Source organism: Pandoraea aquatica (assembly GCF_902459565.1).
In the GTDB taxonomy this organism is placed as follows: Bacteria; Pseudomonadota; Gammaproteobacteria; order Burkholderiales; family Burkholderiaceae; genus Pandoraea; species Pandoraea aquatica.
This window is the reverse complement of record NZ_CABPSN010000003.1, coordinates 717,101-742,547: the sequence shown is the minus strand read 5'-3', so window position 1 is coordinate 742,547 and position 25,447 is coordinate 717,101. Positions and strand designations below refer to the sequence as shown.

The 25,447-nt window shown below is 63.0% G+C and carries 23 protein-coding genes and 1 tRNA gene; 10 read left to right on the top strand and 14 right to left on the bottom strand.

What is annotated here, in order from left to right:
• Positions 1-24 precede the first annotated feature (24 nt).
• Complete coding sequence (locus tag PAQ31011_RS14100; RefSeq protein WP_150576378.1) at positions 25-669, top strand: ankyrin repeat domain-containing protein; 645 nt, start codon at positions 25-27, stop codon at positions 667-669.
• A 6-nt stretch (positions 670-675) separates the two neighbouring features.
• Here the strand turns inward: PAQ31011_RS14100 and PAQ31011_RS14095 are convergent, their stop codons facing one another.
• Complete coding sequence (locus tag PAQ31011_RS14095; protein ID WP_150576377.1) at positions 676-1,134, bottom strand: YaiI/YqxD family protein; 459 nt, start codon at positions 1,132-1,134, stop codon at positions 676-678.
• A 119-nt stretch (positions 1,135-1,253) separates the two neighbouring features.
• Here PAQ31011_RS14095 and PAQ31011_RS14090 point away from each other — a divergent pair, with 119 nt between their 5' ends.
• Positions 1,254-1,679, top strand: coding sequence for a GFA family protein (locus PAQ31011_RS14090; RefSeq protein WP_150576376.1), 426 nt, complete (start codon positions 1,254-1,256; stop codon positions 1,677-1,679).
• A 60-nt stretch (positions 1,680-1,739) separates the two neighbouring features.
• Here PAQ31011_RS14090 and PAQ31011_RS14085 read toward each other — a convergent pair whose 3' ends face one another.
• The gene (locus PAQ31011_RS14085) at positions 1,740-2,816 is read right to left on the bottom strand and encodes a zinc-binding dehydrogenase (protein ID WP_150576375.1); all 1,077 of its coding nucleotides are present in this window, start codon (positions 2,814-2,816) and stop codon (positions 1,740-1,742) included.
• A gap of 91 nt (positions 2,817-2,907) precedes the next feature.
• Here PAQ31011_RS14085 and PAQ31011_RS14080 point away from each other — a divergent pair, with 91 nt between their 5' ends.
• On the top strand, positions 2,908-3,870 hold the full coding sequence (locus PAQ31011_RS14080) for a LysR family transcriptional regulator (protein WP_246179555.1): 963 nt from the start codon (positions 2,908-2,910) through the stop codon (positions 3,868-3,870).
• On the opposite strand, the gene PAQ31011_RS14075 is transcribed toward PAQ31011_RS14080, so the two are convergent.
• From PAQ31011_RS14075 to PAQ31011_RS14060, 4 genes are all read right to left on the bottom strand, one after another.
• Complete coding sequence (locus PAQ31011_RS14075; RefSeq protein WP_150576373.1) at positions 3,860-5,059, bottom strand: 3-hydroxybenzoate 6-monooxygenase; 1,200 nt, start codon at positions 5,057-5,059, stop codon at positions 3,860-3,862. The two genes, PAQ31011_RS14080 and PAQ31011_RS14075, sit on opposite strands and share 11 nt — an antisense overlap.
• A 13-nt stretch (positions 5,060-5,072) precedes the next feature.
• Entirely contained in the window at positions 5,073-6,218 is a 1,146-nt protein-coding gene (locus PAQ31011_RS14070) for a porin (protein ID WP_174990106.1), read from the bottom strand.
• A 261-nt stretch (positions 6,219-6,479) separates the two neighbouring features.
• Positions 6,480-7,739, bottom strand: coding sequence for an NAD(P)/FAD-dependent oxidoreductase (locus PAQ31011_RS14065; protein WP_150576372.1), 1,260 nt, complete (start codon positions 7,737-7,739; stop codon positions 6,480-6,482).
• Positions 7,740-7,799: 60 nt separating this feature from the next.
• Positions 7,800-9,407: an MFS transporter gene (locus PAQ31011_RS14060; RefSeq protein WP_246179553.1), complete on the bottom strand. Its 1,608-nt coding sequence runs from the start codon at positions 9,405-9,407 to the stop codon at positions 7,800-7,802.
• A gap of 351 nt (positions 9,408-9,758) precedes the next feature.
• Here PAQ31011_RS14060 and PAQ31011_RS14055 point away from each other — a divergent pair, with 351 nt between their 5' ends.
• Positions 9,759-10,664 carry a LysR family transcriptional regulator gene (locus PAQ31011_RS14055; RefSeq protein WP_174990105.1) on the top strand — a complete coding sequence of 302 codons (906 nt, stop codon included), beginning with the start codon at positions 9,759-9,761 and terminating at the stop codon, positions 10,662-10,664.
• Between the two features lie 8 nt (positions 10,665-10,672).
• Here the strand turns inward: PAQ31011_RS14055 and PAQ31011_RS14050 are convergent, their stop codons facing one another.
• Positions 10,673-11,662: an MBL fold metallo-hydrolase gene (locus tag PAQ31011_RS14050; protein WP_150576369.1), complete on the bottom strand. Its 990-nt coding sequence runs from the start codon at positions 11,660-11,662 to the stop codon at positions 10,673-10,675.
• Positions 11,663-11,841: 179 nt separating this feature from the next.
• Here PAQ31011_RS14050 and PAQ31011_RS14045 point away from each other — a divergent pair, with 179 nt between their 5' ends.
• Positions 11,842-12,798, top strand: a complete 957-nt coding sequence (locus PAQ31011_RS14045; protein WP_174990104.1) for a LysR family transcriptional regulator — start codon at positions 11,842-11,844, stop codon at positions 12,796-12,798.
• A gap of 16 nt (positions 12,799-12,814) precedes the next feature.
• Here PAQ31011_RS14045 and PAQ31011_RS14040 read toward each other — a convergent pair.
• Positions 12,815-12,891, bottom strand: a tRNA-Arg gene (locus PAQ31011_RS14040).
• Between the two features lie 199 nt (positions 12,892-13,090).
• On the opposite strand from PAQ31011_RS14040, the gene rocD reads away from it, so the two are divergent.
• Positions 13,091-14,296, top strand: a complete 1,206-nt coding sequence (rocD, locus tag PAQ31011_RS14035) for an ornithine--oxo-acid transaminase (protein WP_150576367.1) — start codon at positions 13,091-13,093, stop codon at positions 14,294-14,296.
• A 26-nt stretch (positions 14,297-14,322) separates the two neighbouring features.
• Here the strand turns inward: rocD and PAQ31011_RS14030 are convergent, their stop codons facing one another.
• On the bottom strand, positions 14,323-14,652 hold the full coding sequence (locus PAQ31011_RS14030) for a DMT family transporter (RefSeq protein ID WP_046293992.1): 330 nt from the start codon (positions 14,650-14,652) through the stop codon (positions 14,323-14,325).
• A gap of 239 nt (positions 14,653-14,891) precedes the next feature.
• Here PAQ31011_RS14030 and alaC point away from each other — a divergent pair, with 239 nt between their 5' ends.
• On the top strand, positions 14,892-16,109 hold the full coding sequence (alaC, locus tag PAQ31011_RS14025; RefSeq protein WP_150576366.1) for an alanine transaminase: 1,218 nt from the start codon (positions 14,892-14,894) through the stop codon (positions 16,107-16,109).
• An 88-nt stretch (positions 16,110-16,197) separates the two neighbouring features.
• Here the strand turns inward: alaC and PAQ31011_RS14020 are convergent, their stop codons facing one another.
• From PAQ31011_RS14020 to PAQ31011_RS14005, 4 genes are read right to left on the bottom strand one after another with little or no spacing between them, the layout of a single operon-like run.
• The gene (locus PAQ31011_RS14020; RefSeq protein WP_150576365.1) at positions 16,198-16,611 is read right to left on the bottom strand and encodes a PPC domain-containing DNA-binding protein; all 414 of its coding nucleotides are present in this window, start codon (positions 16,609-16,611) and stop codon (positions 16,198-16,200) included.
• On the bottom strand, positions 16,608-17,144 hold the full coding sequence (locus PAQ31011_RS14015) for a PPC domain-containing DNA-binding protein (RefSeq protein ID WP_246179552.1): 537 nt from the start codon (positions 17,142-17,144) through the stop codon (positions 16,608-16,610). The genes PAQ31011_RS14020 and PAQ31011_RS14015 overlap by 4 nt, the downstream gene beginning before the upstream one ends.
• A complete protein-coding gene (locus tag PAQ31011_RS14010) occupies positions 17,141-18,718 on the bottom strand; it encodes an acyl-CoA synthetase (RefSeq protein WP_150576364.1) in 1,578 nt (525 codons plus the stop codon). The genes PAQ31011_RS14015 and PAQ31011_RS14010 overlap by 4 nt, the downstream gene beginning before the upstream one ends.
• Positions 18,719-18,746: 28 nt before the next feature.
• Positions 18,747-19,913, bottom strand: a complete 1,167-nt coding sequence (locus PAQ31011_RS14005; RefSeq protein ID WP_150576363.1) for an acetyl-CoA acetyltransferase — start codon at positions 19,911-19,913, stop codon at positions 18,747-18,749.
• 674 nt (positions 19,914-20,587) lie between these two features.
• Here PAQ31011_RS14005 and PAQ31011_RS14000 point away from each other — a divergent pair.
• The 3 genes from PAQ31011_RS14000 (at position 20,588) to PAQ31011_RS13990 (ending at position 24,343) form a co-directional block, all read left to right on the top strand.
• The gene (locus PAQ31011_RS14000; RefSeq protein ID WP_150576362.1) at positions 20,588-21,607 is read left to right on the top strand and encodes a TRAP transporter substrate-binding protein; all 1,020 of its coding nucleotides are present in this window, start codon (positions 20,588-20,590) and stop codon (positions 21,605-21,607) included.
• 15 nt (positions 21,608-21,622) lie between these two features.
• Entirely contained in the window at positions 21,623-23,485 is a 1,863-nt protein-coding gene (locus PAQ31011_RS13995; RefSeq protein ID WP_246179580.1) for a TRAP transporter large permease, read from the top strand.
• Between the two features lie 102 nt (positions 23,486-23,587).
• Positions 23,588-24,343: an SDR family NAD(P)-dependent oxidoreductase gene (locus tag PAQ31011_RS13990; protein ID WP_150576360.1), complete on the top strand. Its 756-nt coding sequence runs from the start codon at positions 23,588-23,590 to the stop codon at positions 24,341-24,343.
• A 45-nt stretch (positions 24,344-24,388) separates the two neighbouring features.
• Here PAQ31011_RS13990 and PAQ31011_RS13985 read toward each other — a convergent pair whose 3' ends face one another.
• Positions 24,389-25,333 carry a LysR family transcriptional regulator gene (locus PAQ31011_RS13985; RefSeq protein ID WP_150576359.1) on the bottom strand — a complete coding sequence of 315 codons (945 nt, stop codon included), beginning with the start codon at positions 25,331-25,333 and terminating at the stop codon, positions 24,389-24,391.
• Positions 25,334-25,447 lie beyond the last annotated feature (114 nt).

Sequence of the window (25,447 nt, the reverse complement as noted above, 5' to 3'; positions counted from 1 at the left end):
GGACGCCCTCAAGGAGAGCCCCCGATGGCGAAACCCTCGAAAACAGCGCTATTCAATGCAGCACGGAAGTGGGATTGCGGCACGGTAGCGGGCTTGCTGTCCGAGGCCCCGGACCTCATTTCCGCCTCGGACCCGAAGCATCGGACTGCGCTGCATCTGGCCTGTTCGATCCGCCCCTCGGAGACGGCAGGACTGCTGGAGCCGAACGGTCTGAAGACGGCCGAGACGTTGCTGGAAGCGGGGGCGGTGCTGGAGCAGGTCGTCCCGATGGATGAGGACGAGGGCGATTTTCAGGCCACGGCGCTCTGGTACGCCGTGGCGCGCGGCGAAAACCGTCCGCTCGTGGAGTTCCTGCTGCGTCGTGGCGCGAACCCGAGCTATTCGCTGTGGGCGGCCGTGTGGCGCGACGACGATGCCATGTGCCGCGCTCTCCTCGCCCACCGGCCGGTGCTCAATCTGCGCGCCCACGGCGAAACGCCGATGTTCTACGCGGCACGACTGCAACGGCTCGCCACGCTGCGTCTGCTGATCGACGCAGGCGCAGACCCAACGATCGCCGACGTCCGTGGCCGAGATTGCGTGGACATCGCGCGCGAACGCAAGCTGCCGAGCGATATCGTGGAGATGCTGGTGGCGCTGAAGGCGCGCGGGCCTCGCGCAGAAGCCTGACGCGACTTAACGAGGTGCTTTGCGCTGACGGGCCAGAAAGCGGTCCAGTTCACCGGCAAACACCTTGCTGTCGCGCGGACTAAACGGGGCAGGGCCACCGGTCTCGATCCCGGCGGCGCGCAACTGGTCCATCATGTCGCGCACGGACAGGCGCTCTTTGATGTTTTCCGACGTGAACCAGCTCCCGCGTGGATCAAGCGCTTTCCCTCCCTTCTCGATGACCGCCGCCGCGAGCGGGATATCTGCGGTAATCACCAGATCCCCGTCTTCGACCATCTCGACGATACGCGCGTCCGCCACGTCGAACCCCGGCGGCACCTGAATCGATTTGACGAACGGCGACGGTGGCGTGCGCAGAAACTGATTCGCCACCAGCGTCACCATCATTTCTTCGCGCTTGGCCGCGCGGAACAGAATATCCTTAATGACTGCGGGGCAGGCGTCGGCATCGACGAGGACTTGCATTTCAGGACTTTTTCGAGAGAGAGGCCGTCATGATACGGCAAGGTGAGAGCGCCCCCCCGCGATGACCAATGCTAGACTCTCGCGCGACGCCGATCGACGGCACGCTTAGCGAGAGACTCATGTCACTGAACGTCAAGTGTTTATGCGGAACGATGTCCCTGGATTTGCATGGCAGTCCCGCCGCGCGGGCGAACTGTCACTGTTCGTCATGCCGGGACTTTTACGGCACGTCGGTCTTTTCCGCGACAGCGTGGGCGTCTGAGGCGGTCACCGTTGGCGAGCGCGCTGGAAGCACGTTCAAACATCCTGAAAAGCAGATGACGAAGACGTTCTGCGACGTCTGTGGCGAAGTCGTCTTCGGCACCAATCGCCTGGGCATGCGCGTGGTGCCGAACGCGATCACCGCCCGCGCGACCGGCGGCAAACTCGACGCCGCACTCGCGCCGACAATGCACCTGTTCTACCGTGAGCGCGTGGTGGATGTCGTCGACGACTTGCCGAAGTATCTCGATGGCTGGGACGGCCCGACTTACGTCGCGGCGTAGCTCCCCGCCAACGTCACCACGCATCGCACTCGGTGTGGTGACAGGCAAAAATTCCCCCGCTCAGGCCTGGGCAAACGAGACCACCGTGGCGTCCAGTCCCGCCTGTGCGCCTGCGGCGTCGATAGCCGCTTCGATGTGATCGAACGGGAAGGTTTTAACGCCGATCGTCTCAAGCGAGAGCTGGTTCGCACGCACCATGGACACCAGCGCGCGATAGTCGGACGGCGCGTACATGAAGTGCCCCATCACCTCCCAGCTGTTGCGCAACATCTCACCATAGGGCAGCGGCAAGGGCACGTTCATGCTGCCCATCAGCACCATGCGGCCACGACGTTTGAGGCTTCGCAGCGCGGACAGCGTGCTGGACGGGTCCGTCGCCTGCCCCACCATATCGAACGCCAGATCGACACCCGAAGGCCCGACCGATCGGATCGCCGCAGCATCGCGCACTGCGTCGCCGGACAACACCACCGGACGCACCCGCTCCCCGCCGAGTCGGGCGAGCGACTCAAGCGGCTCGATGCGGCGTCCCAGCGCGATGACGCTCGACGCGCCCATGGCAAGCGCAGCCAGTACGGCGGCCGAACCGAAGGCCCCCGTCGCGCCGTTCACGACCACCGTCTCACCCGCCACCAGACGCCCACGACGCAGACCGCCCATCGGTACGGCGAATTTGGAAAGCGTGGCCAGCCGTTCCGACGGGACGTGTTCCAGCCCTGCCAGACTCACCAGTGCGGATGCAGGAAACTCGGCAATCTCACGCAACGTGCCGTGCGGAAAGTCTTGCAGCAGCGGCGCGCTGTCGTCGCTGATGCCCGTCAGCCCGATCAGGACTTCCGCGGGCGAGTCGACGTTTTCGGTGCTCGTCAGATACGGATTGACCGCGACACGCTGACCGGCACAAAAGTGATGCACCCCGGCGCCCGTCGCCACGATGGTGCCGACGCCGTTCGTCCCCGGTGTGAACGGCCCTTCCGGGTATTGATACGGCAATTCACCGTTCAGATAGGCACGCGTGTAGCTCAGCAGCGGGACCGCTTCCATGCGCACGAGCACGGCACCGGGGCGCACGTCGGGGGTATCGACGTCGCGCAGCACGAGGGGTTGTCCGACACGTTCGAGAATCCAGGCTTTCATGATCGACACTCCGGGTTGAGATGACATGCCTTGCACTCTAGGCGCTCCGGACGTATGTTTGAAATAGATGGCAAACATACGAGGCATAACCGTGGTCGATTTCAAGGGGGTGGACCTGAATCTGCTGGTGACGCTCGACGCGCTGCTCGCGGACCGGAACGTCACGCACGCGGCCGAGCGGCTCGGGCTGTCGCAGCCCGCCGTGTCGGCCCAGTTGGCGCGACTGCGACGCCTGTTCGGCGATCCGCTGCTGATCCCGGCCGACACCGGGCGCGGCATGATTGCCACAGCCCGTGCCCTGGCATTGCTCACACCGCTGCGCGCGGCGTTAAGCGATCTGGCTACCGTCGTGCGTCAGTCGCCAGCGTTCGATCCGATGACCGACGAGCGCCGCTTCGTCATTGCAGCGAGCGATAACGCGACCTCGACGATCGGCATGGCGTTGCTGGAGGCGCTGCCCTCCGTGACGGGAAAAGGGGTGCAGATTGCCTTCGTTCACGCGCGCGCGATGGAGATCGCGGCGCAACTCGAATCCGGCGAAGTCGACTTGCTGATCGGCTCCGAGCGCATGGTCCCGCCGACCATGCGCGCACGAAAGCTCGTGGACGAGACGTTCGTGATGGCACAGCGCAAGTCGCATCCTCGCGGCACCCGCAAGCTCACGCTGAGTGCTTACTGCGCGTTACGACACGTGCTCGTGTCGACGAGCGGCGGGAGCTTCATGGGGTTCGTGGACGAGCACCTTCAGTCGCTCGGCCGCTCACGCGACGTCGCCGTCTCGGTTCAGGCGTTCACCGTGGTGCCGGAGCTGCTGAGCCACAGCGACTACGTCTGCACAATGCCCGCACAACTGGTGTCGCGATATGCCGACCGTCTGGACGCCTTCGCGCTCCCGTTCCCTCTCCCCGGCTTCACGCTGAGCGCGGCATGGCATCCGCGCAATCACAACGATCCGGGCATGGTCTGGTTGCGCGAGAGGCTGAGTGAAGCCGCTACGGCGGCAGCGGCAACGTCAAGCGCAGTGACTCCGCGTGGCAAGGGCATCAAGACTTAAGGCAGTCCTCCGCACGCCAGCCGTGCAGCCAATCCAGCGCGTCGTAAAATCCTTCGTCGGTGCGTCCCTTCCACAGCGAATTGCGTACCAGCCGCTCAACGCCTTTGGCGTGATAGATCCGTCCCATCTCGCGTGCCGAGTAGAGCACGCGTGCCGTGCGGGGAATTCGGGCGGCCTCATAACACTGGAAGGCGCGCTCGAAATCGCCGTCGGTCGCGGCAACGGCTGCGCCTAACGTCACAGCATCTTCCAGCGCCTGACACGCCCCCTGCGCGACGTATTGCGTCATCGGATGCGCGGCGTCGCCCAACAATGTCGCACGCCCGTAGCTCCAGCGCTCGACCGGGTCGCGATCGGCCGTCGCCCATCGCTTCCATGAGGTCGGACGATCCAGCATCTGTCGCGGCAGCGCATGAATGCCCTCGAAGTACGACAGCACCTCCGCTTTGCTGCCCTCACGCACGCCCCATTCCTCCTGCTCGCGACTATGGAACGTCACGACGAGGTTGTACTGCTGTCCGCCACGCAGCGGATAGTGAACGAGGTGACAATGCGGCCCCGCCCAGACGACGGGCGCATTGATCTGCAAGTCTTCTGGCATGTTTTCGACATCGACGACGGCGCGATAGACGACATGCCCCGTCACACGCACGTCATCGCCGATGAGCACCTGACGTACGGTCGACTTCACGCCATCGCAGCCGATCACAGCATCGGCGCGATATCGCTCGCCATGCTGATCGGTCACCGTCCCCCCGCTCGCGTCTTGCGCCAACTCACATACATGCGTGTTGGTGTGGAACTGGATCAGCGGATCGTCCTGCACGGCTTCGAGAATCGACAGATGAATGTCCGCGCGATGGATCACCGCGTAAGGATTGCCAAAGCGCGCGCGATACGGTGCGCCGACGTTGATGCGCACGACCTCTTTCGCGTCGATGGCGTCGAACATCGTCATGTGATCCGTGAACACGGCGCGTCGGCGCGCCGCTTCGCCGACGCCAAGCGCATCCAGTGCGTTGAATGCGTTCGCCGCGAGCTGAATCCCAGCACCGATTTCCTTGATTTCTGCCGCTTGCTCCAGCAACTGCACCCGAATCCCCTGACGCGCGAGCGCCAGCGCGGCCGCAAGCCCGCCGATGCCGCCGCCCACGATCAGCACACGCCGCCCTTTGTCCTTTTCAGTCATCGTTGCCTCCTGCTTAGAAACTTGTCTTCATGCCTGCCATCACGCCGAGCTGGGTCGCGCCCTGTGGCGGGGTCGTTCCGCCGCCGCCCACGCTCACCGTGTAGCTGGCGTGAGCGCTGTTAATCAGATAGCCGCTTTGCAAATAGACGGCCGTGCGCTTCGAGAGCGAATAAGTCCCACGCAACACCGCCAGCGTCGCGCGCGTGTTCTGATGGGTATTGACGATCCGGACGAGCTGCCCGTCGACCTGAAATGCGGGCGTGAAGGTGTAGCTCGCGTTCGCGAAGAACATGTCGTAACGGCCTTCCGGCGCACCGCCCTCGGTCGTCACGTAGCGCCCGATCCATCCGCCGCCGATCTTCAGCGCGCCCCACGTGGCGTAGCCGTTCACGGTGGTGTGCACGTCCTTGTCCATCTCGCCGGTCAGGGGCGTCGAAGGTGTCCCGTCGAAGTAGCTGACGGCAGCACCCGGACCGCCATGCTGGACGTCGTAGGCGAACGCCAAACCGAAGTGCGCTGCGTCGTACTTGAGCATCGCCGTCCACTGACTGCACGTCGACGTATGGCCGGGGATACTGCCGAAGCAAGTGCCTTGCCCCGGCGTGTTGCCGGTGCCCCCGGCGTCGCGCCCGAAGGAATACGTCGCACCGACGGTCAGCCCGCGAAACGTCCCCTTGTAAGCGACCGTGTTGTCGCTGCGCGCCACAGCAAGGTAGGGATCGAGCGAGCTGATGCTGTAGATGTTGGGGCCGAGCACGTTCGCGTCCGCCAGCGCCCAGGTGGTCATGTTGTACTGGCGGCCGAACGACACCAGACCGTAGTCCGACTGCAAGCCGACGAACGCCTGACGTCCGAACAACCGGCCGCCCTGTCCCAACGTGCCGTTATTCGGGTTGAAGCCACTCTCGAGCGTGAAGACCGCGCTGAGATTGCCGCCGAGATCCTCCACGCCGCGCATTCCCCATCGCGAGGGTACCTCCCCCGTCAGGCTGGGCACGCGGAACAGTCCACCGCTCGTGGAGGCGTGTGACACGTACTCGATGCCCGTGTCGAAAACGCCGTAGAGATTCATGTAGCTGGTGGCGTGAGCACCGCAACTCCAGAGTAGTGCGCCGCCGAGCGCACCCCGCAACATCTGCTGATGAGTCTTCGAAATCATGGTTGTCTCCAAACCGGATTTATCTTTGTTATGTGCGTTGTGATGTGTGTCGCTCGGCAGATCGAAAGACGAGCGCCGGCCTCCGGGCAGGCGTGTCGATACCTCCGCACCTTTGCCGGAATTTCCTTGTCGACGCCCTATGTGACGCCGACGGTCTCTGCTCTAGGAAGCGCGCTGCCGGATGTCCGTGTCGCCGTTCAGACGACTGGATCCAATAGCAGCGCGCGACTCACGGGGAAACGAAGACGCAGCGCGTCGTCGTCACCCTTCCGCGCTGTCCCCGGCCGACGTCTGTTTGCCGATGGGTGGCGGGGCCTGAACGGATGGCTCGGCCGCCTTGAAAAGGTCGGCTCGAACGCCCGTCCGGGGCGGATAGATCCGCTCGCAATTGATGACTTTTTTGACTTTTTTCGCGAGCTGTCCCTGCGCCGCGAGCTTACGGTCCCAGCCTTCGGTGTAGACCGCCCCCCACGGGCCGAGATCGACAATCGTCGTGTACCAGTCGATGTCGAGCGGCAGCATCGGCAGGCCGAGCAAGTCGGCGGCCACGTTGTGCCCGGCGTAGCGCCCCATCGGCCGCCCGTGCTGGCACGACATGACGGATGCGTGCTTGCCGTCTTCGAATAGCGCACGCGCGATGTCGCCCGCCGCGAAGACGTTCGCGACACCGGCCACCTGCATGTGCTTGTCGACCGGCAAACGCCCCAACGCGTCGCGCTCGACCGGGAAACATTCCGCCAGCGGGCTTGCCCGCATGCCGCCGCACCAGACCACCGTTGCAGCCTCGATATGTGTGCCGTCGGCCAGCGTGATGCCGGTGCTGTCGACGCGTTTGATATCGACGCCGGGCATCATCTCCACGCCCATTTCGGTCATCGCCTGCTCGATGACAGGCTGCGCACCGCCCATGGCCGACGCGATCAGCGAGGTCCGGTCGACAAGCACCACGCGCGGTGCCGGCTGGTCGACGCCGCCACCCTGTGCTGCAACGAGCGCGCGCAAGCGGCTCGGCAGTTCTGCGGCGAGTTCGACGCCGGTCAGGCCCGCGCCGATCACGATCACAGTGCGCTTGCCCCCGCCGTCTTCCTGCACGACGGTCTCCAGATGTTGCTCCAGCCGTCGCGCCCCCTCGTACGTATCCACATCGAAAGCGTGCGCCGCCAGACCTTCGACGGGCGCATAGGCCAGGTGGCTGCCCGACGCGAGCACGAGCTTGTCGTACGCAACGGAAGTCGCTTTGCCGTCGGTATCGACCGTCACCGTCTTGGCGGCGGCATCGATGTGCGTTGCGGTGCCACGAATCCAGCGCACGCCGGCCGGCTCCAGCACTTCGACCAGCGGGACGAGCGTTACGTCGAGGTCGTCCTCGTAATTGCGCACACGGATGCTGTGATGCGCCGTGGGATTCACCAGCACCACTTCGACGTCCGACGTCGCCTGCGCTTCATCGAGCTTGCGTGCCGCGCCCAACGCGCTCCAAAGCCCGGCAAATCCCCCACCGACAATCAAAATACGCTTCATGATCATTCCTGAATAAAAGAGCTCAATGCGTTCGTACGTTCGTCAATTGGACCGATCGCATCAGTCGATCTTGTTGTGGCGCGTCTCGGTCATAAAGCATGCGCCGACGACGAACGAGAGCGCCGCGACACCCACCGGATACCACAGCCCGCCGTAGACATTCCCCAACGAGAGATTCATCGCCGAGACCACGAACGGGAGCATGCCGCCGAACCAGCCGGACCCGATGTGATACGGCAACGAGAGCGACGTGTAGCGAACGTTCGCGGGGAACAGCTCGACCATGAACGCGACAATCGGGCCGTACACCATCGCCAGCAGCACGATGAGGTACCAGAGAATCAGGAACACCATCGGCTTGTTGATTTGCCGCTCGTCTGCGTGCGCCTGCCAACCGGCGCTTTCCAGTGCAGATTTAAGCGCCGGCACGTCGAAATTGTCGATACGTTGCGACCCGATGCGGGTGACGACGCTGTCGCTCGTGGCCGGTGTCATCGTGTACGACACCCCGGAGGCGCTCAGAAAGTCGCGCACCTTGTCGCAGTCGGACGCAGGCGCGGAGAACAGATGGAACTTGCAGTTATTGGCGGAGACTTCGACTTTCGTGTTGGCGAGGAACGTTTCCAGCCCGGGATTAGCGAAATGGGTTAGCGCTTTGAATGCCGGCTGAATGGTCAGCGCCGCCGCGAGGCACGCCAGCACCATGACCCATTTGCGTCCGAACCGGTCCGACATCCAGCCGGAAACGAAGTAGAAAGGCGCGGCCGCCAGCAGCGACATCACCATCAGCAGATTCGTCGTCTCCGGATCGACCTTGAGGACGGTGCCGACGAAGTAGAACGAGTAGAAGTGCGCCGTGCCATACAACACGCCAACACCCGAGGCCGCGCTGAACAGCAGCACAAACACGTTCTTCAGATTCTTGCGGTCGAGAAAGCTTGCCGCGATGGGATTGCGCGCGAGCTTGCCTTCGGCTTTGTACTGTTCGAAGACGGGCGATTCGCCGAGGCCTGCGCGCAGCTTGATCGCGATGAACAGCAGGATCAGCGAGACGAGGAAAGGCACGCGCCAGCCCCACGTTTCGAACGCAGCGGTACTCATGCAGGCCCGCGTCACGGTCACTACGGCAATCGACAGCACCAGACCGCCGGTCGCGGTCACTTGCAGGAAGCTGCTCATGAAGCCGCGACGCCGCTGATCCGCATGTTCCGTCAGATAGGTCGCCGCGCCTCCGACCTCACCGCCGAGCGCGAGGCCCTGAAGCAGTCGCAGCACGACGAGGAGCGTCGGCGCGAGAATGCCGATGTGGGCATACGTCGGCAACAAGCCGATCCCCAGCGTTGCACCGCCGATCAGCACGATGGTCATGCCGAAGGTGCGTTTGCGTCCGACCCGATCGCCGATGTATCCGAAGACAATTGCGCCGATGGGCCGCAGCACAAAAGCGGCCCCGAACACCGCCAGACTCGACAAGGCCGCCGCCGTCGGATTGCCCGGCGGGAAAAACAGATGGGCGAAGGTGCTGGCGAGTGCGGCGTAGATATACAGGTCGTACCATTCGAGCAACGCGCCGAAGGACGACGCCAGCACCACGCGCGCGCCCTTCGCCGAATGCGCTCTCGGGAGTGGGCAGTGCCCCTCCTGCTTCCGGGTTAGCGAAGTTTCCAATTGCATGTCTCCTGATTATTCAGTATTTGAATTATTTAATGACGGCTATCGGTGCCGCTTTGGGGACGATTGACCTCATGGGAGACCTTCGACCGCGTGGATATGCGTTTATGGGACTACGGTAGACGCTGACCGACGCAAGGTCCATAAATCGGATTCAATACGTTCTATTACGAAACCTAATAGAGGCCGCCCGGCTTGGCCCCACGTGGATTCGCCGCGATTCGACGGAGTTCGGCCGATGCATGAAAACGGCGAAAAAACGGGCGATATGACATCCTCGCTTTCCTGAGAAAACGGAATCGAGCGCCGGGGGACGTCAATGCCGGAAGCCAAACGATGGGGTGTGGCATGAATGAATTCGATCTGAAATTGCTCCAGATCTTTGCCGAGATCTACGCCACGGGAAGCGTGTCGCGTGCGGCGGAAAAACTCGAATTGAGTCAGCCAACGCTGAGCGTGGGGCTGGCCAAATTGCGAACGCGATTCAACGATCCGCTGTTCGTGCGGATCGGTGGCGGGATGCGGCCGACACCACATGCGGAAGCGCTCATCACGCCGATACGCGAGTTGTTACGGCTGTTGCAGCACACGTTGTCGCTTCAGGCCGTGTTCGATCCGCTGTCGTCGCAACGCGTATTCAACATCGCGATGACGGACATCAGTCAGGTCGTGCTGCTGCCGCAAATTCTCGCGAAAGTGCGCGCCGAGGCCCCGAACGTGCGCATCGAGACGACGCATATTTCCACGGAAACTGCGGCGCAACTGGAAAGCGGCGAAGTCGATCTGATCATCGGTTACATGCCGCAAATCGAAGCGGGTTTCTATCAACAGAAGCTGTTCGACGATCATGTGGTTTGCCTGCTACGCGACAACCATCCGAGGATCGATTCGCGCCTGACGCTCAAGCGCTATCTGAGCGAAGCCCATCTGGAAGTGAAGGTTGCAGGCAGCGGCTTCGCCGCAGTCATTCGAATGCTCGAGACCGAAGCGCCGCTGCGACGGGTCCATTTGCGCATTCCGAGCTATCTCGGGATCGGTGAGATTCTGACGAGCAGCGACTTGCTGGCCACCGTTCCGCGATTGCTTGCCGACGTGCTGCAACGGCGCAATGCGCTTCGCGTGCTGCCCATGCCGGTAAGCCTGCCCTCCTTCACGATCATGCAGTACTGGCACGCCCGCTTTCATCAGAACCCTGCCTGCCGGTGGATACGGCAGAGCGTCGCGGAGTTGTTTGGGCAGCAACCCGTTGCTTAGCCACGCACTCAGGTCCTCGGCTCCTGTTGTCTGACTTCCGGCGAATACGGGGCCCGTGTGACGCCGTGGTCATTGATGTCAAAGGTCATCAAGTCTTCGCCAATGACGAAATTGCCGGGATAAGCCGCCTGAACGCGCTCACGCAACTCATCCACGGTGGCTCGCGGTATGTCTGAACGGCTGTAAAGCGAGATGTGGGCAAACACCGCCAGCTTAGGTTTGGCTTCCGAAAGAATGCGACCCGCACTCTCCGGGCTGGCGAGATATCCGTAAAAGTGATTGACGTAGTCCGGTGCGGCTCGCTCGAGTGCGCGACTGCCGATCGCGACGCTCTGAACCATGAGATCGGCATGCTTCGAATGTGCGACGAGGTTTTCGGAGTAAGTCGTGTCGTCGGTAATGACAATGGCGTGTCCACCGTATTCGATGCGGTAACCGAAATCCGGTTTGACATGACCGTGCTCGATTAGGAAGGCCGAAACCCTCACACCCTCCTTCTCATAGACGATCCCGGGCTCGACTCGCTTTGCGTGGATATGCGTCGCCGGCTCGACCACTTCGCCTTCCAGCATTCGCATCCGGTTCTGGTCCTTGAACATCAGCTCGATGCCGCGAGCCACATTGTCGATGCCATCCGGGCCGAACAGGGTCATCGGCGTTTTGAGGCGTCCGTCATCGGTCGGAAGCGGCGCGGTCGCATAAAGGTCCGGCAGCCCGGTGATATGGTCTGAATTCAACAAACTAATAAAGACGGCGGAGATGTCACGCAATGGAACCTGCCGCTGATGCAGGCGCATCGCGACGCCCCGGCCAGCATCGAACAACAGCTTTTGTGTGCCCGCCTCTACAAGCACGCTGATGCCGAAGCGGTTGATGTTCAGTATCGGTGTGCCGGTGCCGAGAAGCGTGACGCGCATCGTCTCCGCACTCGCGGGGGCACTCCCTACGGCGCTCAGAAGCGCCAAAATCACACCACACTTTCGTAGCATCTTCTGCATATGGGGTCTCCGGTTGTTTTGATTTATCGAACCACTTGCGCATGTAGAATTGCACGACCCTCCCGCACGTCAGTAATGCTTTCTTTTTGGGGACTGATAACTTCGCGATATCAGGGTATTCCATGCCACGAGTCATAGAACGACACCTCCTCGCCCGCCTGAGGGCACGGCATCTGGCATTGCTTGTCGCGCTGGCGGATACGCTCAGCATTCACCGCGCGGCTGCGCGTCTTCACATGACACAGCCGGCCGCGAGCAAATCGCTTCGCGAGTTGGAGACGCTGTTCGGCACGCGATTGTTCGATCGTCATCCACGAGGACTCAGGCCCACCGCTGCGACCCAGATCGTTATCGATCGTGCGCGGATCATGTTGACCGAGATGCAAAAGCTCGGCAGCGATCTTGAGCTGATCGCCAACGGTGCTCTCGGAAAGGTTCGCGTCGGCATCATGCCGGTCGCGATTCCCGATTTTCTGAGCAACGTGCTGACGCACTTATCGAAGGATGCACCCGGCGTCGTGGCGGAGTTTCATGAAGGGTCGATCGACTGGATGCTCGGCGGACTGGCGCAGGGCAAGCTCGACTGCGTCGTCTGTCGACTGGGCGACGCGACTGCGGCGGCTCATTTTTCCCGGGAGGCGCTGTTCGAGGAGAGCGTTTGTATCGTCGCTCGCCATCATCATCCTCTGGCTCGACGAAAGAAGATCACACCGGCGATGCTCGCCTCTGCCGACTGGATATTCCCGGGTGGCGACGCACCGTTACGGACGTCGATTCGGCAATTTTTCGCCGACCATCTGACGACTGTCCCCATACCCAAGGTGGAATGTGTCTCGGTGCTTGCGAATCTGCAAATGCTGCAAGACACCGATTGGCTCGCCTTTCTTCCTCGGCCGATTGCCGTCCAATATCAGCGGCTTGGCGTCATCGCTATCCTGAACGCACCGGGAGAATGGCCCATGCCGGCTGTGGGTCTTGTGACGCGCGCGGAGACAAATCAGACGCCGGCGCTGGACGCGTTTGTAAGCGCAGTGCGGTACGTGGGGGCAGGCATTGCCGAAATACGTGCGAGGGCCGACTCGTCAGACCATGGCAGCACTGGGAATAAGCGACAGGCCGGACTTCGGCCAGATTGAAACACGCCAAGCTTGCTGGCCTGCCCAGAGGGATTCGAACCCCCGACCGTCGGCTTAGAAGGCCGATGCTCTATCCAACTGAGCTATGGGCAGTGCGTGATGGCGGCGATCGGATATCGCTGCCGGAGAGACTCGGAGGGCTGGGTGCACGTGAATGAAACGTGCGCCACATCCGAGTAATCGGCGATTATAGCGCACGTACAAGCCAGTATCATGCGCGGCGCTTCGGGACTTGTCCCCTTTGCGTGCCATCGCGTTCGCATCTAGACTTCAGGTGTGGAGGAACGCGCTCATGAACGAGATCGAACGCGAACAACGCTTTGGTGCGCACAACTACTCACCCCTGCCCGTCGTGCTCTCGCATGCGAAGGGCGTCTGGGTCTGGGACGTCGAGGGCAACCGCTATCTCGACATGATGAGCGCCTATTCCGCCGTCAGTCACGGGCACGCGCATCCGCGTCTCGTCGCCGCGCTCACCGCGCAGGCCCAACGCCTCGCCGTCGTCTCCCGCGCCTTCTACACCGACCGTCTCGGCGCTTTTCTCGAACGTCTCTGCGATCTCACCACGCTCGGTGGCGCCCTGCCGATGAACACCGGCGCGGAAGCCGTCGAAACCGCCATCAAGGCGGCGCGACGCTGGGGTTACAGCGTCAAGCGGATTCCTGCCGAGCGCGCCGAAATCATCGTCGCCGACGGCAATTTCCACGGACGCACCACCACCATCGTCGGCTTTTCTTCCGAGCTCGCCTATCGCGCCGACTTCGGGCCGTTCGCGCCCGGCTTCATCCGCGTGCCCTTTGGCGACATCGACGCCGTACGCGCCGCCATCACCCCCAACACCTGCGCCGTCCTGTTCGAAACGATTCAGGGCGAAGGCGGCATCGTCATCCCGCCAGACGGGTTTCTTCGCGGACTACGGCAACTGTGCACTGAACAGAACATCCTTATGCTGCTCGACGAAATTCAATCGGGTCTGGGACGTACCGGCCGCTGGTTTGCCTATCAGCACGAAGGCATCGTGCCGGACGGCATCATGCTCGGCAAAGCCTTAGGTGGCGGTCTGCTGCCCGTGTCCGCCTTCGTCGCGCGGCACGACGTCATCGACCTGTTCGAGCCAGGCAGTCACGGATCGACCTTCGGCGGCAACCCGCTGGCAGCCACCGTCGCGCTCGAAGCGCTCGACGTCATGGCCGACGAAGACCTGCCGGGCAGAAGTGCGGAGATGGGCGAATACCTGCTGTCGCGCTTGCACGCGATTCATTCGCCGTTGATTCGGGAAGTGCGCGGACGCGGTCTGTGGGCCGGCATCGAAATCGATCCGGCTCGGGCCGACGCCCACGATCTGTCGATGCGGATGCTGCGACGCCGTGTGCTCGCCAAAGAAACGCGCTCGACGGTGCTGCGCCTCGCGCCGCCGCTCGTCATCGAACGCGCGGAAATCGACAGCTGTATCGGCGCGCTCAAGGCCGTGCTTGCCGAAGCCGAAGGTCATCGCTGATCCCGCAGCGCAGCGTATCAACCGTCTCAATGCGCCGACGACTTCGACCAGAGATTCATCACCAGCACCCCGGCGATGATCAACGCCATGCCGAGCAATGCCGGTGCATCGAGCTTTTGCCCGAAGAGCACGCGCGACGCAATCGAGATGAGCACGATGCCCAGCCCCGACCACATCGCGTACGCAATGCCCACGGGGATCGTGCGCAGCGTGAGCGACAGCATGTAAAACGCGATGCCGTACCCAACGACGACCAAGGCTACCGGACCGACACGCGAGAATCCATCTGAGGCCTTCAATGCCGACGTCGCAATCACTTCCGCCACGATCGCCACCAACAGGTACACATACGCCATCGACACTCCTTTCGCTTTCGCGCTGCCCGGTTCAAGGCCGCCCATCTTAACCGACGCCCTTGCGCTGCGCCGCCCATGACCACCACACCTCGCGAACGATGGTATGCCCCCATCGAAAAAATCGCTTTCAAGAATTTCTTGCCAAAGCGCACGACGCCGCGCTACAGTCGCCGTCACGGTGTGGCCAGCACACCGGCGTCGCTCGGACGGTTCCGGGCGCTTACGTTCCAGGGTTCAACATGTCCAGCTCTCAGGGCTCGCGCAGCTTTGCGCGCATCAATCGTCTTCCCCCGTACGTTTTCAACATCACCGCCGAACTGAAGATGGCCGCACGCCGTCGTGGCGAGGACATCATCGATCTGTCGATGGGCAATCCCGATGGGGCCACGCCGCCGCATATCGTCAGCAAGCTCGTCGAAGTCGCACAGCGTCCCGATACCCACGGCTATTCGACCTCGCGCGGCATTCCGCGTCTGCGTCGCGCCATCACGCACTGGTACAAAGATCGCTACGACGTCGAACTCGACCCGGAGCGCGAAGCCATCGTCACCATCGGTTCGAAGGAAGGCCTCGCCCACCTGATGCTCGCCACGCTGGATCAGGGCGACACGGTGCTCGTGCCGAATCCGTCCTACCCGATTCACATCTACGGCGCGGTCATCGCCGGTGCGAACATCCGCTCCGTGCCGATGACGCCCGGCATCGACTTCTTCACCGAACTCGAACGCGGCATTCGCGAAAGCCATCCGAAGCCGAAGATGGTGATCCTCGGCTTCCCGTCGAACCCCACGGCGCAATGCGTCGAGCTGGAATTCTTCGAACGCGTCGTCGACCTCGCCCGCAAGCACGACATTCTCGTGGTGCACGATCTGGCCTATGCCGACATCGTGTACGACGGCTACAAAGCACCGTCGATCATGCAGGTGCCCGGCGCGCAGGACGTCGCCGTCGAATTCTTCACACTGTCCAAGAGCTACAACATGGCGGGCTGGCGTATCGGCTTCATGGTCGGTAACGCTGAGCTTGTCGCAGCGCTCGCGCGCATCAAGAGCTATCACGACTACGGCACATTCACGCCGGTTCAGGTCGCCGCCATTGCCGCACTCGAAGGCGATCAGACGTGCGTCGAGGAAATTCGCGAACAGTATCAGCGCCGCCGCGACGTGCTCTACAAGGGACTGACGGAAGCGGGCTGGGCGGTCGATCTGCCGAAGGCGTCGATGTACATCTGGGCGCGCATTCCCGAACAATATCGCGCGCTCGGCTCGCTGGAATTCGCCAAAAAGCTACTCGCGCAGGCGAAGGTGTCGGTCTCGCCGGGCATCGGCTTCGGTGAGTATGGCGACGAATACGTGCGCTTCGCGCTGATCGAAAACGAGTCGCGCATTCGTCAGGCGGTACGGGGTATCAAACACATGTTCCGTGAAGACGGACTGGTGCAGCCGACCACTGCATAACGGCAGCGGCATCGGTCGATCACGACAAGAAAAGGGGGACGCATCAAATGCGTCCCCCTTTCGCTTTCTGTCGCCGTCGCTTAGTCGATTACGCCGGCAACCACTCCTGCAACGTCACCTCGATAGTGATGAACGAGAGATTGCCGCCGCGCACGAAGCGTCCCGCGAACATGCGACCGTTCGTGTCCGCCACCATGCCGTGCAGCATCGGCATGGCGTTGGCGGCACCGGCCCTTGCATCGACCTCACCGAACACGTTAAGGATCTCTACCCCGGGACCGTTCACCACTTGCTCGCGCCAGCCGTCGCCGGCGCGAAACGCCAGCCTCGCATCGATCAGACTCCCGACCGCGCCACGCACGATCGCGCGCGCAATCGCATGCTCGGCGCACAGCGCCTCGATGCTTTCCGTCAGATCCTGATTCGGCTTCAGACGCGCCACCACCAACCTGCCCAACGTGCCATTCTCGATGGCGACCGGAACATCCAGCGCGACGCTCATGACAGTTCTCCCGCCACCGGACGCAACAGATGAAACCGCGTCTCCTCGTCGTCCCCTGTCACGTAGCCGCCATGCGCAAAGAGACACAGACGAATCACCACCGGCTCGTCTCCGGCCCACGTGTGATCGAGAATCAGATGCCCACCATGCAGCTCGCCCGACGGATCGGAGAAGCCCGCATGGCAATGCATCAGCGTCGCGCCGTCGGCCGTTCGGCCCACGGTAATCGCGCCGCCGATCAAATCGACCTCGCGCATCTCGTCGACCGGCTCACCATAGCCGAAGGGACGATCCGCATCCGTCGTGTTCTCGATCATGTGGTACCGCAAACCTCTCGCGGTCCCCGCACAGAAACGCCCGACGCCGCCGCCGTACGCATAGCGGGATAACGCCGCGCGCAAAGCCTCGCCGAGATTGGCACCAGTCCGGATCGTCACGCGCAGTTCGTGCTGCCCGCTCAACACGCAGTCTTCCACACGGGGTAACGTGGGGGCGCCTGCATGTTGAAAGACCCGTGAAAGCGCAGGTTTCATAGTCGATAGTCTCCTTGCTCTTCGAGCATCGTCTTGATTTGCTTCTTCACGATCTTGCCGTAGCCCGATTTGGGCATGGCACTCCAGAACACGAAGCGACGCGGCCACTTGTAGCGGGCAATACGCGCTTCGAGATGTCCGAGCAGTTCATCGGCCTGTGCGGCCATGCCCTCCCGGGCGACCACCACCGCGAGCCCGCTCTCGCCCCATTTGGGGTCGGGCACGCCGAGCACCGCGCACTCCGACACGCACGGATGCGTGAGCAGCGCTTCCTCGATCTCGCGCGGATAGACGTTCGAGCCGCCCGAGATGTACATGTCCGACGCCCGGCCTGTGATGTACAGGAACCCCTGCGCATCGACATGACCGAGATCGCCGGTGTGGAACCAGTCGTCCTTGAACGCCTTGGCGTTGGCGTCCGGATTGTTGTGATAGCCCATGAAGACGGCCGGGCCGCGCACGCAGATCTCGCCCGACCCGAACGCCGGTTGACGCTGCCCTTGCTCATCCAGAATCGCCACCTCCATACCGGTGCGCGGCACGCCGCACGTGCCCACGCGCGCATCCGGCGCATCGTCGTCATCGCTGTGCAACCACGGCGGCAACACCGTGATGTTGCCCGTCACCTCGCCCAGCCCGTAGTACTGCACCAGCACGCGGCCCAGCTTCTGCAACGCGTACTTCTGATCGGCGCGGTACATCGGCGCACCCGCATAGATCACGAAACGCAGCGAGCTATGGTCGTAGCGATCCACGGCCGGATCTTCCACGAGCATCTTGACGATAGTCGGCACCGTGAACATGTTGTCGACCCGGTGACGCTCGACCGCCTGCCAGACCTGCTCCGCGTCCATCTTTTCGCCCGGCAGCAACACGCTGGCCGCCCCGCGCGCCGTGTTGACGATGGCGTGAATACCCGCGCCATGCGACAGGGGGGCGACGACCATCGAGCGGCTGCGATACGTGATGCCAGGCATCAGATCGGCCAGATGGTTGGTAACGACGAACGCCATCTGCCCGTGCGAGAGCACGCCCGCCTTCGGATGGCCGGTCGTGCCCGAGGTGTAGAAGAACCACAGCGGATCTTCATACTCCACCTCTTCCTCGTATCCCTGCGCACCCATGTGTTCTGCAACGAGCGTCTCGTAGTGCAACTCTCCCGCACGCGGTGCTCCGAGAGCGATGACGTGCCGCAACGCCGGCGACGCGGCACGTACCGCATCGACGTGGCCTTCGAAACCCGCGTCGTAAATCATCACGCAAGCGCCGCTCGACTGCCCCAGATACGCCGCTTCGGGCGCGGTGATGCGGAAGTTCGTCGGCACCCACACGGCCCCGAGGCGAAACGCGATCCACGCACTCTCGAATATCGGCAGGTTGTTACGCGAATGCACGAGCAACTTGTCGCCCTTCTTCACGCCGAGCCTGCGCAGCGCGTCGACGGCAGCGTTCACGCGGGCATCGATCTCGCCCCACGTCGTGACGTTGTCGCCGACGATCAGACCGGGTTCGTCCGGGTGCCGCCGCGCGACGTCGGCCAACATCCGGCCGAGGTTCATGACCTTCTTGAGCATTTCTCGTCTCCTTGATGGCCCGGCACGCTCAGCGCGCTTCGAGAATGCTCACGTAGTTCGCCACGGCCGCGCCGCCCATGTTGAAGACGCCCGCCAGCTTCGCATCGGGAATCTGCATGTCGCCCGCCGTTCCCGTCAGTTGCATGGCCGCCATCACGTGCATCGACACACCGGTCGCACCCACCGGGTGCCCCTTCGCCTTCAGACCGCCCGACGGATTCACCGGCAGCAGGCCGTTCTTTTCCGTCAACCCTTCGGCGAGGACACTCGCGCCCTGCCCCGGCTTGGCCAGCCCCATCGCTTCGTATTCGATGAGTTCGGCGATGGTGAAACAGTCGTGCGTCTCGACCAGCGACAGATCCTTGAGCGAGACCCCGGCCACGCCCAACGCCTGACGCCATGCATGCTGGCCACCTTCGAACGCCAGCGGGTCGCGGCGCGAGAGCGGCAGGTAATCGTTGACCTGCACAGCGGCGCGGAAGCCGACCGCCTTGGGCATGCCGCGTGCGACGTCGGCCTTCGAGATGACCAGCGCAGCCGCACCGTCGGACACCATCGAGCAGTCGGTGCGCTTGAGCGGACCGGCCACGAACGGGTTCTTCTCAGAAACGTTGCGGCAGAAGTCGTAACCGAAGTCGCGACGCATATGCGCATACGGATTCACCGAGCCGTTGCGATGGTTCTTCGCGGCAATGCGTGCGAGTGCGTCGGACTGATCGCCGTAGCGGTCGAAGTACGCCTGCGCGATGGTGCCGAACACGCCCGCGAAGCCACCGGGAATGCCAGCCTCCTCACGTGCATACGAACACTTGAGCAGCACTTCGCCGACCTGCGGCGTAGCGAGTTCGGTCATCTTTTCGAAGCCGATCACGAGGACGTGCGTGGCTTTACCCGCCTCGATCGATTGCAGTCCGCCGTGCACGGCAGCCGAACCGGTCGCGCAAGCATTCTCGTAACGCGTGGCGGGTTTGAAGCGCAGGCCGGGAATGCGGTTGAAGATGAGCGACGACGGGAAGTCCTGATACAGGAAACCGCCGTTGAAGGTGCCGACGTGAATGGAATCGATCTGCTCGGGCGTAAGGCCCGCATCGTCGAGGGCGGCCTGGGCGACGTCGGCCAGCAGGACCTCGGCGTCGACGTTATCGAGTTTGCCGAACTGGGAGTGGGCCCAGCCGGTAAGGCATGCAGCAACCATGAAGTGTCTCCGGAAAATTGGGGTCATCCAGACTCCGGTGAGCAATTTCGATGCCAGATCACTGCAAGGCGTTTGTCCATGCGCGGCACGACGCCTGATCTGCCACATCGACGGCTCGGTCAGTCGTCGTTGCGAGGTCGTTCACTTGCTGCGCTTGTGGCGCATACGCAATTGACGCAAGCGTAAAGCGGGATTCGGTGGCCGATCAAGTGAATTCTGAAGCGCGCCGGATGAAGAAAATTTGCTGTGCCGCAGCAATGCCCAGCCCTCCCAAATCGGTGCGACACCTGTCGCATCGGACGCAGCGGCATTTGCGACAGGTGTCGCAAGGCGTCGGTGAAATGCGACAGGTGTCACACCCGCATGGTTGCTGGGTTCGGACAAGCCTCGCACACGCAGCAAAACGCGCCACGCCCCCGGCATCGCCGCGAAGGCCTGTTGCGCCTGATGAAAGGGCTACAGAGGCCGCACGACCGGCGCGTGGCACCGCCCCCGGGAATTCACTAATGCTTAACAACGTAAGGGTTTTCCCGTTCGGATGCCGAACTGGCATTCGATTTGCGTAAGATTAGCCAGCCACTTTTCCGAGTTGGCCGGGACGTTGCACGGCAACACGTGTGCACGGCTCGCGCTTCAGACGCAGTCACCAAACCAAAAAACAGGAGACATGCAGTATGAGCACCATGGATCGCCGCCACTTCATCAAGGTTGTGGCCGCCACATCGGCCGCCGCCGCTACGGGGTTGTATCAAACGCAGGCACACGCCGCCGAATTCACGCTGAAGTTCGCCAATAACCTGCCGGTCAGCCATCCGATGAACATCCGCGCCAAGGAGATGGCGCAGAAGATTGCGGAGCAATCGAAAGGCCGCATCGACTTCCAGATCTACCCGAACAATCAGCTCGGCTCCGACAGCGACATGCTGAGCCAGATTCGCTCGGGCGCCATCGATTACTTCACGCTCTCGCCGCTGATTCTCGGCACGCTCGTGCCGTCGGCACAGATATCGGGCGTGGGCTTCGCGTTCAAGGACTACAGCCAGGTGTGGGCGGCCATGGACGGCGATCTCGGTGCGCACGTGCGCGGCCAGATCGCGAAGACGACCGTGTTCGCGTTCGACAAGATCTGGGAGAACGGTTATCGCCAGATCACCACGAGCAGCCGTCCGATCAACTCGCCGACCGACCTCAAGGGTCTGAAGATCCGCGTGCCGACGAGCCCGCTGTGGACGTCGATGTTCAAGGCGTTCGATTCGTCGCCCACATCGATCAACTTCGCCGAAGTGTATTCGGCCCTGCAAACGCACATCGTCGAAGCGCAGGAAAACCCGCTGGCGCTGCTGACCACGGCCAAGCTCTACGAAGTGCAGAAGTACGTGTCGATGACGAACCACATGTGGGACGGCTTCTGGTTCCTCGCCAACAAGCAGAAGTGGGACAAGCTGCCGAAGGACCTTCAGGAGATTGTCACCGCCAACGTGAACGCCGCCGCCATGGCGCAGCGCGACGACGTGCGCAAGCTCAACGATGGCGTGATGGCGGAGCTCAAGCAGAAGGGGCTGGTGTTCAACGCTCCGAACAACGAGCAGTTCCGCGACAAACTTCGCGCCGCCGGCTTCTACGCCGAATGGCATAAGAAGTTTGGCGACGAAGCATGGGCCATGTTGGAAAAGTACACAGGGAAGCTCGCGTAAATGGAAACGTTGACGATGACGGCCGAGCCGACGCACGCGCTCGCCCGCCTCTTCTGCCATGTCAACCGCGCGGTGATGAAAGTCACCGAGGCGGTTGCCGTGCTGCTGGTGGTGGCGGAAACTCTCATCCTGCTCGCGGGGGTGATCTCGCGTTACGGGTTCGACAATCCGCTCACGTGGTCGGATGAGCTCGCGCAGATTCTCTTCATCTGGCTCTCGATGCTCGGTGCCGTGCTCGCACTCGACCGGGGCGAGCACATGCGCTTGTCCGCCATCGTCAACAAACTTCCCGCTGCCTGGCGCGACTGGTTTCAGACTATGGCCGCGCTGACGGTGTGCGTGTTCGTCGCGCTCATCATCATGCCCGCGTACACGCATGCCATCGAACAGATGGACATCACCACGCCCGCGCTGGAAATCCCCGACGGGCTGCGCGCGGCCGCCCTGCCGGTGGGCGCAGCACTCATGCTCATTGCCGCGATCTCACGCATGGCGCGCTGCTCCAGCGCCCGTCAGTTCGGCCTCGGCGTGCTGTTCGTCGCCGCCCTCGGTGCGGCGCTCTGGCTCGGCCGCCCCGCACTGATCGCGATGGGCAACTACAACCTGCTGATCTTCTTCGTGCTGATCGTCGGCGCGTGTGTGGCTGGCGGTATTCCGATTGCGTTCGCCTTCGGGACCGCCACGCTCGCCTATCTGGCGCTCGTGACGGACGCACCGCTGCAAATCGTCGTCAGCCGCATGGACGAAGGCATGTCCGGCCTTGTGCTGCTGTCGGTGCCGCTGTTCGTGCTGCTGGGCGCACTCATCGAGATGAGCGGTCTGGCGCGCAGTCTGATCGAATTCATGGCGTCGCTGCTCGGCCACGTGCGCGGCGGCCTGCAATACGTGCTGCTCGGCGCGATGTTCCTCGTCTCGGGCATCTCCGGCTCGAAGGCAGCCGACATGGCGGCCGTCGCCCCGGCGCTCTTCCCGGAAATGCAACGTCGCGGCTCCAAGCAGGAAGACCTCGTCGCGCTGCTGTCCGCCACCGGCGCGATGACCGAGACGATCCCGCCGAGCCTCGTGCTCATCACCATCGGTGCGGTGTGCGGTGTGTCGATCACGGCACTCTTCGTGGGCGGCCTGCTGCCCGCCGTGATCGCTACGCTCGCGATCGTCGTGGTGTGCTTCGCCCGCTCGCGCAAGGAAGCGCCGAGCGCAGCACGTCGCGCACCGTGGGGCGTGATCGGCAAGACGTTTATCGTGGCGCTGCCCGCCCTCGCGCTGCCGATCCTGATCCGCACGGCCGTGATCGAAGGCGCGGCCACGGCGACGGAAGTCTCGACCATCGGTATCGCGTACACGATCGTGATCGGACTGATCGTCCACGCCTTCAGGAAGCACCTGAACTTCAAGCGTCTTTATCCGCTGCTCACGGAAACGGCCGCCCTCTCCGGCGCGATTCTGCTGATCATCGGCATGGCGACGGCCATGGCCTGGGCGCTCACGCAATCGGGTTTCTCCGCGAAGCTCGTCGGCCTGATGCACGGTGTGCCGGGCGGACAAGTCGGCTTCCTGCTCATCTCGATGGTCGTGTTCATCGTGCTCGGCAGCGTGCTCGAAGGCATTCCGGCCATCGTGCTGTTCGGACCGCTGCTGTTCCCGGTCGCGCGCTCCCTCGGCATTCACGACGTGCACTACGCGATGGTCGTCATCCTCTCAATGGGCATGGGCCTGTTCGCACCGCCGCTCGGCGTGGGCTTCTACGCCGCGTGCGCCATCGGCAAGACCTCGCCCGACAAAGTGTTCAACCGGATGTGGACCTATATGGGCGCGCTGCTCGTCGCCCTGCTCATCGTAGTCTTCATCCCCTGGATCTCGATCGGTTTCCTGAAGTAACGCTAACCCCTTAACGGTTTCGCGATATCACCGACGGGCTCCGCCGCACAGCTGGCGGCGGGGCCCGTGCTGTAGCCATCAGTACATTTAGGAGTCCATAGCATGACGGAGAAGGTAGCAGTAGTCACGGGCGGTGGAATGGGTATTGGCGCCGCCATTTGCGAACGTCTGATCAAGGATGGCATGACGGTTGTCGTGGCCGATCTGAACGAAGGCGCGGCGACCGAGACGGCCGCAGCGCTGAGTGCGTCGGGCGGCCGCGCGTGGGCGCTGGGCATGAATGTGGGCGAGGAGGCGTCGATTGCCGACGGCTTCGCGCAGATCGCAAAGCGCCACGGGCGCTGCGACGTGCTGGTGAACAATGCGGGCGTCGCCAAGACGTTCCCGTTTCTCGACTACCCGCTCGATCACTGGCATCAGGTCATGGCCGTCAATCTGACGGGCACCCTGCTGTGCGGGCAGCACGCCGCGCGGCTCATGCGTGAGCAGCGCTGGGGACGCATCGTCAATCTGGCGTCGGTCGCGGGCATTCTCGCCAGTGCTGGACGCACGGCTTACGGCACGTCGAAGGCCGCGGTGATCGGGCTGACGCGGCAGATGGCCATCGAACTCGCACCTTTCGGCATCACCGCCAATGGGATCGCCCCCGGGCCCATCGACACGCCGCTGACCAAAGTGCTGCACTCGGACGTTTCGCGCCGTCATTACACGGAGACGACGCCGCTCGGGCGCTACGGACAGCCGCACGAGATCGCCGGTGCGGTGAGTTTTCTCGCGTCGGACGACGCGTCGTACGTCACCGGCCACATCCTGCCGGTCGACGGCGGCTTCGTCGCGGCCGGGATTCTGGAAATCTGACGAGGGAAAGCGCGACGAAATCGTTTCGCGCGCTTCCTCTTAGCGTCAAAGCACGCTGGTGTCCGGCAGATCGGGCACCAGCCGCGCCCCAGGCGCGCGCTGCATCTCGCGCCATACACTGCGCGCATTCTCCACGAACGTCGCCACACACGGGTTGTGATTGTCCCGGCTCCATAGCAACGCCACTTCGGCCACCGGCGCGTTGCGCAGCGGCTTGAACAGCGCATTGCCGGACGCGCTCGCCCCGCTCATCGACATCGGCACCATCGCCACGCCCAGCCCTTCCCCCACGAGGTTGATGATCGTCTGCTGAAGGTTCGTTTCAAGCCGGATGTGCGGCGAGAACCCGGAGCGGCGGCAGTGGGTCACGACCAGATCGTAGACGAGCGGCGCGATCTCGCGCGGGATGCTCACGAACGACTCCTCGGCGAGCTGCGCGGCGTCGAGCACCCGTACCTTCGCCAGCGGATGCGTGCGAGGAATCACGGCCACCATCTCCTCGCGAAACACCGTTGCCGTGTCGAGGCCGGTCAGATCTTCCGGGCGGTACATGATGCCGACGTCGGTCTGACCGGCACGCACGGCCTCCGCCAGCAGGTTCGGCAGCGTCTCCGCAAGCTTCATGTCGACGCGCGAGAACGCCGCCGCGTAGGTCCGCGTGAGCGCCGGCAGGATGTTGTACGCCGAGGACATCATGAAGCCGACCGTAATCGCGCCATCTTCCCCACGGCTGGCCGCCACCACGTTGCGACGCGCGCGATCGACCGAGTTGAGAATTTCCACAGCGTCCTGATAGAAGCGATTGCCCGCCCGCGTGAGCCGCACACTGCGATTCGTGCGCTCGAACAACTGCACGCCCAGCTCCGCTTCCATCAAGGCGATCTGACGCGAGAGCGGCGGCTGAGAGATATGCAATTGCTGGGCCGCGCGGCCGAAGTGCAGGGTCTGCGCGAGCACCACGAAGTACTGGAAATGGCGCAACTCGATCATTTGATACCCCTGAGGTATTAATAGCGCATCAATATTGTATTGGATGTTATGACTGAGCGGTCGTATCCTGCTTTGGCGGTAGGTCACCCGAGCCGGCCGCGACATAAAGAGACG